Below are 13457 nucleotides of genomic sequence, written 5' to 3'. Positions count from 1 at the left end.
TTTTTCTTTGAATTTATGAAACCAATATGGCCTTGCGCACGTATAATAGAGGAAATATTGATATTTTCAAAGAATAGTAGGGGGGATAAACTATGTCATTGTGGCTTAGGAAAGCAACAAGTATATTAGTAACAGTCCTTACGCTTGGATTAGTAACACCTCCATATCCTATACATAACGTACCTCAACGAAGTGAGCCGGTCATAGAGGTAAAGCAATCCATTCTTGAAGAAGCCAGGGAAGAATCCTCTGCTTCACAATCAAGTTCTTGGGACGAGCTATCTTGGGAGGAACTATCTCAAGAAATTACCGACAGACAACAACTCTCTAAACAATTTACAGCCTTCATGGCTTACCATGCTGATGCACAAGTGCAAAGGAAGTTCGGCCCAACGATCAGTACTCGAGTAGGGGAAGATTATCGCCAAGCCATTTTACCTGAATTTCTTAAAGTAGTCGAACAGTTTAGTCACGATGCAGATGAGCCACTATTACGTCATGTGGCGATCACCCAGAGGCCTGCCTCAGGACAAGGGGAGAGGATTTTTCATCTATATGATTCCAGGACGGGGGAAGACGTCGTTCGTTATCATGTTCGAAGAGAAAAACCACCACAGGATGGATATTGGTTTAGCTTTCACTATCATTTAAGAGAAGATCAGTTTCAACAGCATTACGAGCTCGGAAAAATTTATTGGGACAAGAATACCCCTCCTCGCTGGGTATCTTAACACACGGAAAACTATCGGACATTTGATCCTTTACATTGTGGAATTTTGCTAAGATTGGCCCTTGAGCGGACATGCGGTACTCTATTTGTTAATAATTCCTCTCTTGTAGCCTGTTTGGTACAAAATAGCGGATCGAGTGTCCGATAAAAGCTACTTTTGAGGGTTTTTAGGGGGAATAACGGATCGTATGTCCTGTCCCATTAAGGCCAATTATAAAAGGTAAAAAGGGTGCCCCCAAATTTTGAGGGACACCCTTTTTCGTGCGCGTAGGAGACCTATGCTAATAGATTGTTCTTTACGAGTACCGCTTTGATTATCGTATAATCTATCTCCTCTGGAAGACTTTCCTTCAGAGGCTTTAATTTTTTTTCTTCTAACTCGCTATGCTTTTGCAACACTAATTGTTCTATTTCCCCAGAAAAAAAATAGTCCCAGTTTAATTCATGGCCCTCCTTATAAGCTTGGAAGAGATGTTCCGCTATCGTCGTTGGCGAGCGCTCGCGTTCATGTGCAATCTCTGTGATCGTGCGTCCTAGCTGAAATTCTTGGTAAGTAATGAAATAACTCGGATTTTCATCCGCTTTTTTCTCCATAACTATCGATGTCTTTACTGAGGGTTTCTTTTCTACAGGTCCATTCGTCTGGATATATTCGAGGATAGGCCGGAGAAATCTCTCCCCATACTGTTCAAATTTCCGTTCGCCAACTCCCTTGATCTGGAGCATATCCTGCTCGCTATCCGGAAGGAGACGTGCCATTTCTTTAAGACTAGCGTCTGAAAAGATAAGATAAGGGGGGAGATGGGATTCCTCAGCAATTACCTTACGGATCCTTCGCAAATCATCGAACAAAGTCTCATCGTAGTCCGTAGAATCTTTGGCCTCTGGTTTATTTGTTTTAATCCAGATTTGCTGTTCTCCTGTTAAGACTTTTAAGGCTAACGGTGTTAGCCTTAATGTGGGGAATTTCATATCGCCCATGGTTAAGTAGCCGTCTGCCGCAAGATAATAGATAAAATTCATAATATCTTTCTCTGTATATCGATGGAGCAGTCCGTAAGTACTTAACTTATGAAAACCCATCTCAAGCACCTTTTGGCTCTTCGACCCTTTTAACACCTTAGCCGTGAGCGTGGCTCCAAACCGCTCACCCATTCGCTTTACACAGGAAAGAACCATCTGGGCTTCCTTGGTCATTTCCACTTGGTTTCCGTCTTGACGACAGTTGCTGCAGCGGCCACATTCCATTTCACCAGCCAAATCACCAAAATAATCGAGGATATAACGTTGAAGACAACGATGAGTATGACCGTAACTCACCATCTCTTGGAGCTTTTTATATTCTGCGTGCTTTTTCTCATCCGAAATAGAAGACTGCTCAATCAGAAACTTCTGTAGTTCGATGTCTTGGCCAGAGAAGAGTAAATAGCAATCACTTGGTTCGCCATCACGGCCGGCTCGACCTGCTTCTTGATAATAAGACTCGATATTCATTGGCAGACCATAGTGTATGACATACCGTACATTCGACTTATCTATTCCCATCCCAAAAGCATTCGTGGCTACCATGACTGTCGCTTTATCCTGGATAAACTGCTCTTGTGCTTGCTTTCGTTCTTGCTCTGTTAATCCCGCGTGGTAACGAACAACAGGTATATGATGTTCTCGAAGCCAGTCATAGACCTGATCGGTCCATTTTCTTGTGGGAGTATAGATGATGCCAGATTCTTTTAGATGAGATCGTACATAATCCATGATGAAATCATACTTATCTACACCTTTGAGTAGATGAAAACTCAGGTTTTCTCGTGCAAAGCCCGTATTCACCGTATGTTCCTCATCTATGTTCAAGAGTTCCTGAATATCCTGGATAACATAGTCGGTAGCTGTTGCGGTTAAAGCAACGATAACCGGAAGACGCTGAAGCTTGACTAGGTTAGGGATAATGGATCGGTAACTTGGTCTAAAGTCATGGCCCCATTGAGAGATACAGTGCGCTTCGTCCAATGCAATGAGCGATAGTGGCACAGATTGCAAAGCTCGAATAAATTCGGGCGACTCCAAACGTTCGGGAGCAACATAGACGAATTGATAAACCCCGAATCTTAAGGACTCTAGTCTTTGCTGTTGTTCCATAGTGGAAAGCGAACTATTAATATAGGTAGCTCGAATCCCAAGGGAAACTAGTGAATCAACTTGATCCTGCATTAGAGAAATTAATGGGGAAATGATGAGGGCTGTCCCGTCCAATACTAAACCGGGAATTTGATAGCACAGAGACTTCCCGCCACCTGTTGGCATGATGGCAAGAGAGTTCTTTCCGCTTAGGATCTGTTCTATAATGGTCTGCTGTCCCATTCGAAAAGTAGGGAACCCAAAGTAGCGTTGCAGAATTTCTTGAGCTTTTGAAAGCATGTCAATCATCCTTACAGTTAGTTTAACATTTTCTCGCAATAGCCTCAGCTACAGCTAATATACCATCTTCATCGTCTGTATAAGCTGTCGATAACTGACTAATCCAGAAACGCGTATCATCCATTGATTTTGTACCTTCCTTGACGAACGTTGACCAGTTCCACTGAGGAATGGATACCAACCAACCATGGTCACGTTGATGACGCATGGATCGGTGAACATCGTAATCGATCTTAGTTACATAAATCTGTATCTTCTCTTCATTGACGTCTACACGAAATGCACGAATCATTTTCTAGCCAGCCCTTCAACTTATTTATTGCCTATCAGTATAGCTTTTCCAATAGAAAAAAGATACCCGTAAGCCTACTATGATCACAAAAACTGATTAAATTTATCAAATTCATCTATTTCAATAATCTTATTTAATTTGCTACGATGAGAATAGAAATCCTTTATCGGAGGTATAACCATGAATAGAGCTTTAATTATCATTGATGTCCAGAAAGCATTTGACGACCAATCCTGGGGCCGCCGGAACAATTTGAACGCTGAGGAGAACATAGCTAAATTGTTAACTCATTGGCGTGAGTGTAAACAGTTAGTCATACATATTCAACATATTTCACAACAAAATCGAGATTCTCTGTTTTACTTTGAAAAGGAAAGTAGTCACTTCAAAGAAGAAGTCCAACCCCTTGACGGTGAAATTATCGTACAAAAAAATGTAAATAGCGCTTTTATTGGAACAATGTTAGAGAATATCCTTCGCGAGACAGGAACAACAGATGTAGTAATTGTAGGTCTAACAACGAACCATTGTGTGGAAACAACAACGAGGATGGCTGGTAATTTAGGCTTTAATACGTACTTGGTGTCTGATGCCACGGCAACCTTTGACCGATTGGGACCTGATGGCCAACTATATAAAGCTGAAGATATCCAAAGAATGACATTAGCAAACCTTCACGAAGAGTTCGCCACTATTATTGATACAGAGAGTTTGTTGCGATTATAGAGCTACTTTTCTAGGTCTTTCGTTTAATCTTAGCCCTGCATGAAGTATTGCTGAAGAGGGAAGAATATGGAACAGAGTCGATAATGACTTGTTGCTTTAAGTATGCTTCATGTATAATAGGGTTTGAACTTCGCTAGGGCGAGAGTTATTTAAGATTAAGGGGGATTTATTTCTATGCCGTGGTGGATGTACACCATAATTATTATTGTGGTAACAGGAATTATTTATTATTTTCTTTACCGATCAATGAAAAAACGTCAGAATGAGTTTGACGCCATGTATCGGGCACATAAGGAGGTTCGAGAAATCTTCGTATTACATAAGAAAATCGTTAAGCAACCAATTCGACCTAACTTAAAGTTCCCTAAGGTGAAGACTTACCAAGTAACAGCAAGAGTAACCTTTGCCCAGAAGTCAAAAGGCGCAAGCTTTACTGCCACACAAAACGTAACATTTATGATCGATAAGAAAGAATTTGAAAAGATCCAGCCAAACCGCAAATATAAAGTGGAGCTATCCGGAAACTATATCGGAAAAGTTCTGCAGGGTAAGAAAGTAGGATAAGAAAAAAACCGCCAGCGCATGGCGGTTTTTTTTGCGATCGGATAGGTGAATACATAACCTACTGGCTCTGGGAAGAAAATAGTGGAGGCGATAAAATTGCTAAAAAAATAAAGGAGGTTTTATTTATGTTCATGAATCAACATGCCTTACAAGAAATTAACGAGGTAAGACAAGGTCTGCAAGCTATCATTCGTCAAACCCAGCAATCTAATGCCATGTACCAGCAAATGCTCCATCAAGAACAACAAAATGCCATCATGTGTGAGCAATTAGCACAAAGAGAACATCAAGCTGTTCAAACAATCCAGATGGCCCTTCAAGGGCATCAAACAGCACTGCAACAATTTCAACACATGATGAATCTTTGTAACCATCTAGAGCAAGATATCCGAGCTATGGCAAACCAAACGATGCAAACACAAATGATGAACCCAGTTTCTTCTATTCCCTACCGCCAATAATTTTCATCAAAAGCTGACTTCCATTTAGAAGCCAGCTTTATTTTTTTGTTTTGGTAGCCATATTTACCAAAAAATGATACATTTCGATAAGAGTAAGCAATCAACTGAGAAAGGATGAAAAAGTATGGCACAACTTCGGAAATTGAGCCAGGATGATCTTGACCAAAGTCTAGAGCTATCCCAATATGCCTTCCAATATGTCATTCCTAAAGAACAAATAGAAGATCGAAAACGAATGGCAAGTTTACAAGAAATCTGGGGGGAGTTTGAAGGAGATCAGTTACTCTCTAAGCTTCATTTGCTACCCTTATGCGTTTATATCGGGGGAAAGGCAATAGAGATGGGGGGAGTGGCAGGGGTAGCGACGTGGCCTCAGCACCGTCGGAAAGGAAGTGTAAGCAGGCTCATAAAGCAAGCGCTTTTATCAATGAGATCCAATCAACAAACTGTCAGCCTACTCCATCCTTTTGATTTTGCCTTTTACCGCAAATACGGATGGGAATGGTCTGTGTCCCATAAGCGATACACAATAGAGAAGAGGGATTTAAACTTTATGTCGGAGGTACCAGGACAAGTCATTCGACTGCAAAATAATCAACAGTTAGAAACCATTATGGAACTCTACGAAGCGTTTGCCAAAAACTACAATGGAATGCTGCTGCGTTCAAAAATGTGGTGGGATTATTACATTAAACCCTCAAATTACCAAATTGCGGTGTGTGAAGATGAGCAAAGGCTACCAAGGGGTTACATCCTCTATCAGGTAAAAGACCGTATCTTTGAAGTAAAGGAGTTTATTTATCTTGACGAGGTAACACGAAGAGGTTTGTGGAATTTTATTTGTCAGCATGATTCTATGATTGACCAGGTTAAAATGAAGGCAACCGAAGATGATAAACTTCCATTTTTACTATCCAACCCGAGAATCAGCCAAGATATCATCCCTTATTTCATGGCTAGAATCGTTGATGTAGAAGCATTTTTAAAGCTGTATCCTTTTACCAAGACCCCTGCATCCATAACATTGACCGTGACAGATCCCGTCGCAGAATGGAATAATGCAACTTACAGGCTAGAGGACGGAATCGTTCTAAAACAGGAGACACAGTCGGAGGGATTTTGCTGCGATATTCAAACTTTAACCGTATTATTACTTGGAACACAGACCGCAGATTTTCTCTATGCCAGCGGAAAATTAACAGGGGACATTACTTCTGTAAACAGATTAGCAGAAGTGATTCATTCAAAACCAAGCGCTTTATTTGATTTCTTTTAAAGGAGTAGAACATGAGTATAAACTTAAATTTGATTCGAGAAGAGGATGCCGAAGAGATTCTAGAATTTGAACTGGAAAATAGAAGTTTTTTCTCTTCTATAATCCCTGACCGCGGGGACGAGTACTTTTCACTTCACTACTTAAATCGTCTTTTGAAAGAGATTGTTTCTGATCAACACAATGGCAAATGCTTTATGTACTTAATTCGCAATGAAGAACAAAAGTTAGTGGGAAGAATTAACTTGTTTTCCGTCGTGAGAGATGATCTGCAAAAGGCTGAACTAGGTTATAGAATTGGTAAACGCTGCAATGGTAGAGGCTATGCTACTAAAGCCGTAAACTTAGTTATTCATGAAGCATTCTCAAGGAACGGGTTACGGAGACTTGAGGCTGCCACAGATCCTGATAATATTGGTTCACAAATTGTTTTAATAAAAAATAAGTTTCAATTTGTCGGACGCACGCCACAATATATTCGAGTAAATTCTGAATGGAAGGACAGCATTCACTTCAGTCTGCTAAACCCCAATCGGTAGCCCTCAACAAATATTTTTCAACCTCCTCACCACTAGTTAGGCGAATTCATACACTATATGGATCTTGTTGCAGGAGGGAATAGAAATATGCAGGGATATTATCCAGTTCAGCATAGCGCTTCGACTCCATCAGCCACCCCCATCACCACTTACACGCTTGTGGACCCTTATGTTTACCAGACTCTAAAAACGGTTGTTGGAAAAATGGTTATCGTAGAGACGGTACGAGGAAGTATTCGAGGGACTCTCCAGAAAGTGGTTCCAGATCATATTGTCCTTCAAGCGGGAGACTCTACTTTTTTCGTACGCATTCAGCAAATTATTTGGGTAATGCCCGATTAATAAGGAATGAAACAACCCGATCCTCTCATACATTGTTGTCAGGTATAAATGGATCTGACAACTAGAGGAGGGGCAACTATGTTTAAGCGTATCGACAAGCTGCAAATTGAATTACCAATGCCTAAACAACCTGATGCAAACGCAGCGGCCGCCGTGCAAGAACTGCTTGGTGGTCGTTTTGGTGAGATGTCGACGTTGAATAATTATATGTTTCAATCTTTTAACTTCCGCGGCAAACGGAAATTGAGACCGTTCTATGAACTTGTAGCAAGCATAACAGCAGAGGAATTTGGTCACGTCGAACTTGTATCCAATACCATTAATCTTTGCCTTACAGGAACCACCTACCCCGGTGATCCCGATATCGCCCCCATGCGAGATGCATTACATAAGAGAAATTCACAACATTTCATTGTAACCGCACAAGCTTCCATACCCGCTGACTCCATGGGAAGACCTTGGAATGGGGATTATGTATTTAATAGCGGGAACCTTATCCTAGATCTCCTTCATAATTTCTTTCTGGAATGTGGGGCTCGCACCCACAAAATGAGAGTATATGAGATGACGGATCATCCGGTAGCAAGAGAGATGATAGGCTATCTTCTTGTCCGGGGAGGGGTGCATGTCCTCGCCTATGCGAAAGCACTCGAAATTGCAACGGGTGTAGACCTTACCAAGATGCTTCCTATCCCCAATCTAGATAATAGTAAATTCGAGACAGCTCGCAAATATGAGGCTCAAGGGATACACCGCAAGCTTTATACTTGGAGTGACAAAGACTATCGGCAGATCGCAAATATATGGAAAGGTGTCCATCCTCAGGATGGAGGAAAGCTAGAAGTCATCATAGGAACACCTGAAGGAGGCCCTATACCAGAGCTAGAAGAAATACCCGAATCATTTGCTCCTGGCTTTAGTCCCGAAGCATTTATCGAGCTTGCTAAAAGATTGCAAAAATCTGCTGGACTCTAACGATCTGCTTTTCTAAACAAGCTAATTCTAGCATACTGATTAATAGATGGGCATTTAGGATGCTTACAGCATCCTCTTTTGTTTTTAAATTAGATAGGAAAATTGTACTCCTTTTTTCATTTTCATGGTAATCTTGTTTAAGTGGACTAACTATATAGGAGAAGAACATGGAATTAGATATGAACAACCAAACTACAAGAGTGGTCGGGATCGGGGCATCAGCAGGTGGATTAGAAGCACTTGAACAGCTTTTCGATCATCTTCCGAGTGATCTTAATGCATCCTATGTTGTCGTTCAGCATCTCTCACCGCGTTATAAAACTTATATGCCCGAATTATTGTCTCGACGTACGAAGATGAATGTGCAACTCATTGAGGATCAAATGCAACTTCAGCCCAATCATGTTTACGTGATTCCCGCTGAGCATTTTCTCACGTTAGAAGGGAACATCCTTAGTCTATGCCGTTATCAGGATATGAACAAGGCGAACCTGCCTATAGACGTTTTTTTTGAATCACTTGCCCGTGTACAAGGACCGAATGGCATTGGGATCATTCTCTCCGGAACGGGAACAGACGGAACTAACGGTATACGCTCTATCTACACTGCAGGTGGAACAACAATGGTTCAAGACGACCAAACGGCGGGATTCGATGGGATGCCGAAGAGTGCCATAGGAACAGACATGGTTCACTTCGTGGGTTCCCCAGAGGAGATTGCAAGCTACCTTATTTCTTGGATTCATTCAGATTACCTACCCAAAGAGGAAGAGTCTGATGAGTTAATCGATATTCTTCAATTTATCAAATCACGAAATGGCATTGATTTCACAGGATACAAAAGAGCAGGGATTATTCGTAGAATAAAACGACGCATCAGTTTAAAAAGCCTTTCTGGACTTCAGGAATACAAGGAGTTATTACTGACAGACCCTCAAGAGCTCTTATCCCTGCAGAAGGACTTTCTTATTGGTGTAACACAATTTTTTAGAGACAAGGATGCCTTTAACGAAATCTATAACAAGGTTATCCCTGATTTAGTAAAACAGAAAATAGAAGAGGGACAAAAGGAGATTCGAATATGGGTTGCAGGCTGCTCTAAGGGAGACGAGGCTTATTCCTTAGCCATCCAATTTCAGCACTATTTCGACCTTCACTACCCGGACTTTTCATTCCGAATGTTCGCGACAGACCTAGATGCTAATGCTATAGAATATGCAGGCCAAGGTATATACCCAGAAGAGGTAGCCCTTAATATGCCGGAAGAGTATGTTGAGCGCTATTTCACAAAGCAAGAAGATGTTCTCCAAGTTAATAAAGACATCAGGAAACGAATTGTCTTTGCTCCACACAATCTCATTAAGGATCCGCCTTTCGTTAACATTGACCTTGTATCATGTCGGAACATGCTCATTTACCTTCAGCCTGATATTCAAAAGAAAGTCCTTAGCCTTTTTCACTTTTCTCTAAATAAAAAAGGATTTTTATTTTTGGGTCCTAGCGAAAGTGTGGGTAAGCTCAATCATCTGTTTACTGTGTATAACCGCAAATGGAATATTTACCGATATCACGAAATTGACTCCTGGGTTTCGAATAGTGCTATAGAACTAGCACCTGCTAGAGAGCGTAAGCCCGATCAGCAAAAGCGCGAGAAGGTGCTGCCTATGCATAGGTCACCTCTTAAGAAGACAACCGAGCATCTGTATTCTACCTTATTAGCGAAATATATGAGACCCTGTATGATTGTCGATGACAACCATCAGATTTTACATACCTTTGGAGATGTCCGTCCTTTTGCCTCATTACCAAGTGGTGAAATGAGTTTTAATGTACTCAAGTTTCTGGATACACAATTGACCATACCAGTTGGAACCGGTCTTCATAAAGTGAAGAAAGAAGATAAATCTGTAGGATACAAATCAATCAAAATGCAACAAGGCTCCCATACAATTTATGTCAACCTATCATTTGAACCTCATTATGTAAATGGAAACTTACAATGGATTGTCATCTTTTTTGAACAAGAGGTTCTAGAGGATCATAGGGAGACATTAAGTCAACAAACGATACCTTGGCCAGATGGGCTTACCAATCAGCGCATTTATGATTTAGAACAAGAGCTGCGTTATACCCAAGAGAATCTACAAGCTACGATTGAAGAGCTAGAAACCACGAACGAGGAACTTCAAAGTACGAATGAGGAACTTATTGCGGCCAATGAAGAACTTCAAAGTACTAATGAAGAGCTCCAGTCCGTTAACGAAGAGCTCATCTCAGTCAATACCGAGCACCAGCGTAAGATTCAACAATTAACTGAGCTTAATAATGATATGGATAACTTGTTAACGAGCACAAAAATCGGGACAATATTTCTGGATATGGAAATGCGTATACGTCGTTACACACTTGCTGCTACCGAAATTGTCCATCTTTTGGAAGTTGATTTAGGCCGTCCTATCAGTCATATATCACACCGGTTAGATTATTCACAATTTTTGGATGACATTCGAACTGTCATTGAGACGACAGAAGAAAGGGTTGCCGAAGTTCAAAGCTTTGAAGGTTCTTGGTATAGCGTTCGCATTCTCCCTTACCGCACATTAGAGAACGTGATAAAGGGCGTAGTTATTACGTTTTTCAATATCACCGAACTAAAACGGGTTAATGCTGACCTTATGAATCTTTCTTATGTGATCCAACAGAGTCCAAGCTCGTATTTAATTGCAAATTCGGATAAAGTAATCCAATACGTCAATCCTAAATATCTTCAGCAGAGCGGATTTACGCTTGATGAAGTGCTCGGTAAGACCATTGAGGAAATGTACTCACATCATCAAGATCTAATTGAGATTTACCCTTCCATTAAACAGCACCTAGATAATGGAGTCGAATGGAAAGCTCAAATTCAAAATAGAAAAAAAGATGGCGATCCTTATTGGGAATCGGCAAGCTTCCTTCCTGTCAGAAATGAGCACCTTCAGACGATTCACTACGTGATGGTTGCAGAGGATATAACGGAAAGGATGAAGGCCGAGGAACTAGTTCGCAAAACTGAAATGCGATCGGCGGTAGGGGAACTAGCTGCAGGTATCGCCCATGAGATCCGTAATCCTTTAACCGCACTAAAAGGGTTTGTCCAGCTCATGAGGGCTGATGGAGGAAATAAAAATTACATCGAAATTATGCTTTCTGAATTTGATCGTATAGAACAGATTATCAATGAACTACTTATGCTATCTAAGCCATCTGCGATTAATATAAAAGAAGAAGATATTCTTGTTCTCCTAAACGATGTAATTATGTTGTTAGAAACACAAGCCATTATCAAAAATATCCGGTTTAAAACTGAGCACGACAAAGAGCTAGGGAAAATACTATGTATTGGTAATCAAATTAAACAAGTATTCATCAACCTTCTGAAGAATGCCATGGAGGCCATGCCAAATGGGGGGGACATTCATATTCGAGTCAAGAAGGAAGGGAATCGATTTATTACCGTTGAGATTATTGACCAAGGTCAGGGGATTTCAGAAAATGAATTAACTAAACTTGGACAACCATTCTATACTACTAAAGAAAAAGGAACAGGTCTTGGACTGCTTGTTTGCTTTAACATCATGAAGGATATCAATGGAAACATGGAGATTGATAGCGAAGTAGGCAAAGGGACAAAGATCAGTTTGGAAATTCCGATGTAAAAAATACAAAAGATAGCCAATGAAACTGCTAGTAACACAAGTTTCATTGGCTTTTATTTTTCACTTCTAAATTTTTAATAATGGTTTTTGCATCCTTTAAATGAAGAAAAATTTGACTAATAAAGTGAGCTTTCCTGTCCTCAAGAAGATCAGGTTGAATCTGCAGGAATAAGTCTTCCATCCATTGAAGTTTGGAAGCTAACTCTTCGATCTGCGGATCAACAGGTTTACCTATCTCTGGTTGCTTTCGTTGCTCTGGGGGAGCAAGAAGCTGCTGACGCAACTGTTGCAGCTGAAAGGAGAGTCTTTGCGAGCTTTGTTCTTTTTCCATGAGGATTAGATAGCCATAGCGATCCTCTTGCCACTTTTGATAGATATCGTAGAGGTGGAGTGTTCCATCTTTGTGTATAAGATTCAACTCAATCTTCTGAGTCGACTTCGGAACAATGAGTCTTTGAAGCTTCCTCTTACTTTCTTCATCCGTCCAATCTAATAGGCTCGAAGATAGTGAGAACTGTACCGCAACTTCAGAAGAATAGGCCACAATGTTCCAATCGGGCTCGATGAAAACTAAGGGTACTGGAATATAGTTAAGAACTTGCATGTTTACTCCATCCTGCTGACTCCTGTCCAACATGTGGATAATGTTCAAGGAAATCATGAAGACTTACTAAGTCAGGTATCACTATGGTTTGTGTTGAAAGATTATCGAGACTATATCGTTCACTTAATCTTCCTCCGAGGAGAATAGTCGGCCTATTCGGTAACAGCTGAAGCTGCGAAACATATTGTGAAATTTGCGGTAAATGATAGACGATCGAAACCGATATACCGATCACATCTGGTTTCCACTTCATAGCATTGGCTAAAGCATATTCCAGAGGTAAATTTGGACCTAAATAATGTACATTCCATCCCGTTTCCTCAAAAGTGGAAGACACTATCTTTAATCCGAGATAATGCTGTTCTCCTTCAGGACAGAAGAACATAGCTCTATATCTGGATTTCATACGGCAAGTCGAATGGGTAATCATGTATTGGCTAAGTAGGATATCACAAACCCCAGTGGCCAAATGTTCATCGGCTACATCGATGATATTGTTCTCCCAGAGTGAGCCTATATATCTCATGGCCTGAGTAAATAACTGATCATATATAAACAAGGTATTGTAACCCGTATTCGTATATCTATCGATAATCTTTTGTGCATCCTGTATTCTTCCGTCGAGCAAGTACTCAGCAAACTTTTCTATATCCGGCAGCATACCTTCACCCATCTCTCATGATCCTCTCGCTTCATTATACATCTTTCTCCAGAGAATAGGGCTACTAATGTCTGTCAATGCTCAAAACCTCTTTACTTCATCTAGCAACCATTTCTATTAGATTATCAACTCTATCACCCTCAAAAAGTGATAGAGTTTCGCGAAGGTATAAGAGTA

At 40.7% G+C, this 13457-nt stretch carries 13 protein-coding genes; 9 read left to right on the top strand and 4 right to left on the bottom strand.

Going from position 1 to position 13457, the window contains the following annotated elements:
• Window positions 1–92 precede the first annotated feature (92 nt).
• Window positions 93–731: a YpjP family protein gene (locus EIZ39_RS15045; RefSeq protein WP_129200804.1), complete on the top strand. Its 639-nt coding sequence runs from the start codon at window positions 93–95 to the stop codon at window positions 729–731.
• A gap of 275 nt (window positions 732–1006) precedes the next feature.
• Here EIZ39_RS15045 and recQ read toward each other — a convergent pair whose 3' ends face one another.
• Together recQ and EIZ39_RS15035 are read right to left on the bottom strand one after the other, a co-directional pair.
• Entirely contained in the window at window positions 1007–3145 is a 2139-nt protein-coding gene (gene recQ, locus EIZ39_RS15040; RefSeq protein WP_129201027.1) for a DNA helicase RecQ, read from the bottom strand.
• Window positions 3146–3167: 22 nt separating this feature from the next.
• Window positions 3168–3437, bottom strand: coding sequence for a hypothetical protein (locus EIZ39_RS15035; RefSeq protein ID WP_129200803.1), 270 nt, complete (start codon window positions 3435–3437; stop codon window positions 3168–3170).
• Window positions 3438–3611: 174 nt separating this feature from the next.
• Between EIZ39_RS15035 and EIZ39_RS15030 the strand changes: the two genes are divergently transcribed.
• From EIZ39_RS15030 to EIZ39_RS14995, 8 genes are all read left to right on the top strand, one after another.
• Complete coding sequence (locus EIZ39_RS15030; protein ID WP_483296043.1) at window positions 3612–4163, top strand: cysteine hydrolase family protein; 552 nt, start codon at window positions 3612–3614, stop codon at window positions 4161–4163.
• A gap of 174 nt (window positions 4164–4337) precedes the next feature.
• Window positions 4338–4727, top strand: a complete 390-nt coding sequence (locus EIZ39_RS15025; RefSeq protein ID WP_129200801.1) for a hypothetical protein — start codon at window positions 4338–4340, stop codon at window positions 4725–4727.
• A gap of 125 nt (window positions 4728–4852) precedes the next feature.
• A complete protein-coding gene (locus EIZ39_RS15020) occupies window positions 4853–5188 on the top strand; it encodes a hypothetical protein (RefSeq protein ID WP_164985113.1) in 336 nt (111 codons plus the stop codon).
• Window positions 5189–5312: 124 nt separating this feature from the next.
• Window positions 5313–6464: a GNAT family N-acetyltransferase gene (locus EIZ39_RS15015; protein ID WP_129200800.1), complete on the top strand. Its 1152-nt coding sequence runs from the start codon at window positions 5313–5315 to the stop codon at window positions 6462–6464.
• Between the two features lie 11 nt (window positions 6465–6475).
• On the top strand, window positions 6476–7000 hold the full coding sequence (locus tag EIZ39_RS15010; protein WP_129200799.1) for a GNAT family N-acetyltransferase: 525 nt from the start codon (window positions 6476–6478) through the stop codon (window positions 6998–7000).
• 87 nt (window positions 7001–7087) lie between these two features.
• Window positions 7088–7342 (top strand): YuzF family protein, encoded by a 255-nt coding sequence (locus EIZ39_RS15005; protein WP_129200798.1) that lies wholly within the window; start codon window positions 7088–7090, stop codon window positions 7340–7342.
• A gap of 78 nt (window positions 7343–7420) precedes the next feature.
• Window positions 7421–8317, top strand: coding sequence for a manganese catalase family protein (locus tag EIZ39_RS15000; protein ID WP_129200797.1), 897 nt, complete (start codon window positions 7421–7423; stop codon window positions 8315–8317).
• 167 nt (window positions 8318–8484) lie between these two features.
• A complete protein-coding gene (locus EIZ39_RS14995; RefSeq protein ID WP_129200796.1) occupies window positions 8485–12015 on the top strand; it encodes a chemotaxis protein CheB in 3531 nt (1176 codons plus the stop codon).
• 43 nt (window positions 12016–12058) lie between these two features.
• Here EIZ39_RS14995 and EIZ39_RS14990 read toward each other — a convergent pair whose 3' ends face one another.
• The gene (locus EIZ39_RS14990; RefSeq protein WP_129200795.1) at window positions 12059–12619 is read right to left on the bottom strand and encodes a hypothetical protein; all 561 of its coding nucleotides are present in this window, start codon (window positions 12617–12619) and stop codon (window positions 12059–12061) included.
• Window positions 12606–13292: a cobalamin B12-binding domain-containing protein gene (locus tag EIZ39_RS14985; protein WP_129200794.1), complete on the bottom strand. Its 687-nt coding sequence runs from the start codon at window positions 13290–13292 to the stop codon at window positions 12606–12608. The genes EIZ39_RS14990 and EIZ39_RS14985 overlap by 14 nt, the downstream gene beginning before the upstream one ends.
• Between the last annotated feature and the right edge of the window lie 165 nt (window positions 13293–13457).

Source organism: Ammoniphilus sp. CFH 90114 (assembly GCF_004123195.1).
Lineage (GTDB): Bacteria > Bacillota > Bacilli > Aneurinibacillales > RAOX-1 > YIM-78166.
The sequence above is the reverse complement of the archived record's forward strand: the minus strand, read 5'-3'. Positions and strand labels throughout refer to the sequence as shown.